The sequence below is a fragment of the Actinomadura montaniterrae genome (assembly GCF_008923365.1).
In the GTDB taxonomy this organism is placed as follows: domain Bacteria; phylum Actinomycetota; class Actinomycetes; order Streptosporangiales; family Streptosporangiaceae; genus Spirillospora; species Spirillospora montaniterrae.
In genome coordinates, this window is the sequence record NZ_WBMR01000422.1 from 1 (window position 1) to 3,166 (window position 3,166).

General features: G+C 75.2%; 3 protein-coding genes. 2 read left to right on the forward strand and 1 reads right to left on the reverse strand.

The genetic code is table 11. The features are described 5' to 3' along the window. The coding region (locus F9B16_RS49820) for an ATP-binding cassette domain-containing protein (RefSeq protein ID WP_404800600.1) at positions 1-319 on the forward strand (319 nt) is incomplete at its 5' end. Next, positions 319-3,000: a fumarate reductase/succinate dehydrogenase flavoprotein subunit gene (locus F9B16_RS49825; protein WP_151547256.1), complete on the forward strand. Its 2,682-nt coding sequence runs from the start codon at positions 319-321 to the stop codon at positions 2,998-3,000. The genes F9B16_RS49820 and F9B16_RS49825, both read left to right, overlap by 1 nt. A 4-nt stretch (positions 3,001-3,004) precedes the next feature. On the opposite strand, the gene F9B16_RS49830 is transcribed toward F9B16_RS49825, so the two are convergent. Next, complete coding sequence (locus tag F9B16_RS49830; protein ID WP_264159878.1) at positions 3,005-3,142, reverse strand: adenosylcobinamide-GDP ribazoletransferase; 138 nt, start codon at positions 3,140-3,142, stop codon at positions 3,005-3,007. Between the last annotated feature and the right edge of the window lie 24 nt (positions 3,143-3,166).

Genomic DNA, 3,166 nt, shown 5'->3' on the forward strand with positions numbered 1-3,166 from the left:
GTCCGGCGGCATGCGCCAGCGCGTCCAGCTCGCCCGCACCCTCGCCGCCCGGCCCCGCGCGATCCTCATGGACGAGCCGTTCGGCGCGCTCGACGCGCAGACCCGCGCGAGCATGCAGCGGCTGCTCCTCGACGTGCTCGCGGACGCGCCCGCGACCGTCGTGTTCGTCACCCACGACGTGGACGAGGCGCTGCTGGTCGGCCACCGGGTCGCCGTCCTCGGCGCGGGCGGCGTCGCCGCGCGGTTCCCCGCCGCCGCCTCCCGCGACGAGGTCCTGGCGGCGCTCGGGGCGCGCACCGACACGAAGGAGACCGTGTGATGGAGATCCCCGCCGCGACCGAGCGGCGCGAGCTGAGCGCCGACGTGCTGGTGATCGGCGGCGGCACCGCCGGGACGATGGCCGCGATCACCGCGGCCGAGCACGGCGCGTCCGTGCTGCTGCTGGAGAAGGCGCACGTCCGGCACTCCGGGGCGCTCGCCATGGGCATGGACGGCGTGAACAACGCGGTCATCCCGGGCAAGGCGACGCCGGAGGACTACGTCGCCGAGATCACCCGCGCCAACGACGGCATCGTGAACCAGCGGACCGTCCACCAGACCGCCACGCGCGGGTTCGCGATGGTGAAGCGGCTCGAGAAGTACGGCGTGAAGTTCGAGAAGGACGAGCACGGCGAGTACGCGGTGCGCCGCGTCCACCGGTCGGGCTCCTACGTGCTGCCGATGCCCGAGGGCAAGGACGTCAAGAAGGTCCTGTACCGGGTGCTGCGGCAGCGGTCCATCCGGGAGAAGGTGACGATCGAGAACCGCGTCATGCCGGTGCGCGTCCTGACCTCGGGCGGGCGCGCGGTCGGGGCGGTCGGGTTCGACACCCGCAGCGGCGAGTTCGTCACCGTGTCGGCGGGCGCGGTGATCCTCGCGACGGGCGCGTGCGGGCGCCTCGGCCTGCCCGCGTCCGGCTACCTGTACGGGACGTACGAGAACCCGACCAACGCGGGCGACGGCTACGCGATGGCCTACCACGCGGGCGCCGAGCTGAGCGGCATCGAATGCTTCCAGATCAACCCGCTCATCAAGGACTACAACGGGCCCGCCTGCGCCTACGTCGCCAACCCGTTCGGCGGCTACCAGGTGAACGCCGAGGGCACCCGGTTCGTCGACTGCGACTACTGGTCCGGGCAGATGATGTCCGAGGTCAAACGGGAGATCGACTCCGCGCGCGGCCCGATCTACCTCAAGCTCACGCACCTGCCGGACGAGACGCTGACCGCGCTCGAAGGCATCCTGCACACCACCGAGCGGCCGACCCGCGGCACCTTCCACGCGGGCCGCGGCCACGACTACCGCACCCACGACGTGGAGATGCACATCTCCGAGATCGGGCTGTGCGGCGGGCACTCGGCGTCCGGCGTCTGGGTGGACGAGAACGCCCGCACCACCGTCCCCGGCCTGTACGCGGCGGGCGACCTCGCCTGCGTGCCGCACAACTACATGATCGGCGCGTTCGTGTTCGGCGACCTGGCCGGCGCGCACGCGTCCGCGCATCTCGGCAGGCCGGGCGCCCTCCCCGAGGACCAGATCCGCGCCGCGCACGAGCTGATCTACCGGCCGCTGCGCAACCCCGAAGGCCCGCCGCAGCCGCAGGTCGAGTACAAGCTGCGCCGGTTCGTCAACGACTACGTCGCGCCGCCGAAGACGCGGACCAGGCTCGACATCGCCGTCGAGACGTTCGCCCGGATGGAGACCGAGATCGCCGCGATGGGCGCGCGGACCCCGCACGAGCTGATGCGCTGCGCCGAGGTCACCTTCATCCGCGACTGCGCCGAGATGGCCGCCCGGTCGTCCCTGACCCGCACCGAGAGCCGCTGGGGCCTCTACCACGACCGCGCCGACCTGCCCGAACGCGACGACGCCGAGTGGATGTTCCACCTCAACCTGCGGCGCCGCGACGACGGCGCGATGGAGTTCGTCAAGCGGCCCGTCGCACCGTACCTGGTGCCGGTCGAGGAGTTCACCGTCCCGGATGGCGCCGAGCCGCAGGTCCTCGGCGCGGCGTCCGCCGGTCGGGTCTCCGTGGCCGCCCGCCCGGCCGCGGAGACCCGCCCGGCGGCGTCGGTCGGACGGTCCCCGCGGCTGCTGGAACTGCAGCGGCTCGCCGAGACCCAGCCGGACGTCGGCGCGATCGCCGCCTACCTGTCCGACCCCGACCCGAAGGTGCGGCGCGCCGCCGTCGCCACCCTCACCGAGGTCGTCCCCGACGGCGTCGCCGGGGCCCTCGCCACCGCGCTCGCCGACCCGCACGGCTCCGTCCGGCACGCCGCCGCGACGGCGCTGCGCGAACTCGTCGAGGTGCTCCCGGCCACCGGCGAAGTCAGCGAAGCGCTGAGCGGCGCCCTGGACGTCCCGGACGCGCAGGTGCGTGCCGCGGTCCTGGACGTCCTGCGCGCGCTCCGCCTCGGTGATCCGGACGTGTTCGCGGGCGCGCTCGGCGACCCCGACCACCGCGTCCGGCTGCAGGCCGTCCGCGGCCTGGTCGCGCACGACGCGGCGGACGGGGTCGCGCGCGCGGCCGGCGACGCGTCCCGCGAGGTCCGGATCGCCGTCGCGCACGGGCTCGGCACGATCGGGGACCCGGCGGCGGCCGGTGCCCTCGGCGGGCTCGTCGAGGACGCCGACGACCTCGTCCGCGCCGCCGCGTTCGAGGCGCTCGCGGGCGTCGGGTGCCCCCCGCCGCTGGACGGGGCGGCGGCCGCGGCGCTGCACGACCCGGCCTGGCAGGTCCGCGCGGGCGCCGCGCGGGGCCTCGCCGGAGCCGATCCGGGCGTCGCGTCCGTCCCGCTGATCAAGGCGCTGGACGACCCGCACCTCGACGTCCGTAAGGCCGCCGTGATCGCGCTGGCGTCCCAGCCGCGCACCGCCGAGACGGTCGAGGCGCTGAGCGCCGCCCGGTCCGACCCGGACGCCGACGTCCGCGCCTACGCGCGCCGGGCCCTCACCCCCTGAGCCGTCAGGGGAGCGCCGCCAGGGCCAGCAGGGCGGCGGTCGTGGCGATCTCCACCAGCGCGCCGAGGACGTCGCCGGTGACCCCGCCGAGCCGCCGGACGGCGTGCCGGAGCATCAGCAGCGCGGCGGCCAGGCCGAGCACGACCGCCGCGAGCCCCTGCAGGGC

Bases quoted from the DNA above. Each gene is read 5' to 3' on its own strand.
- F9B16_RS49825 (WP_151547256.1), top strand. From the start codon at position 319: ATGGAGATCCCCGCCGCGACCGAGCGGCGCGAGCTGAGCGCCGACGTG.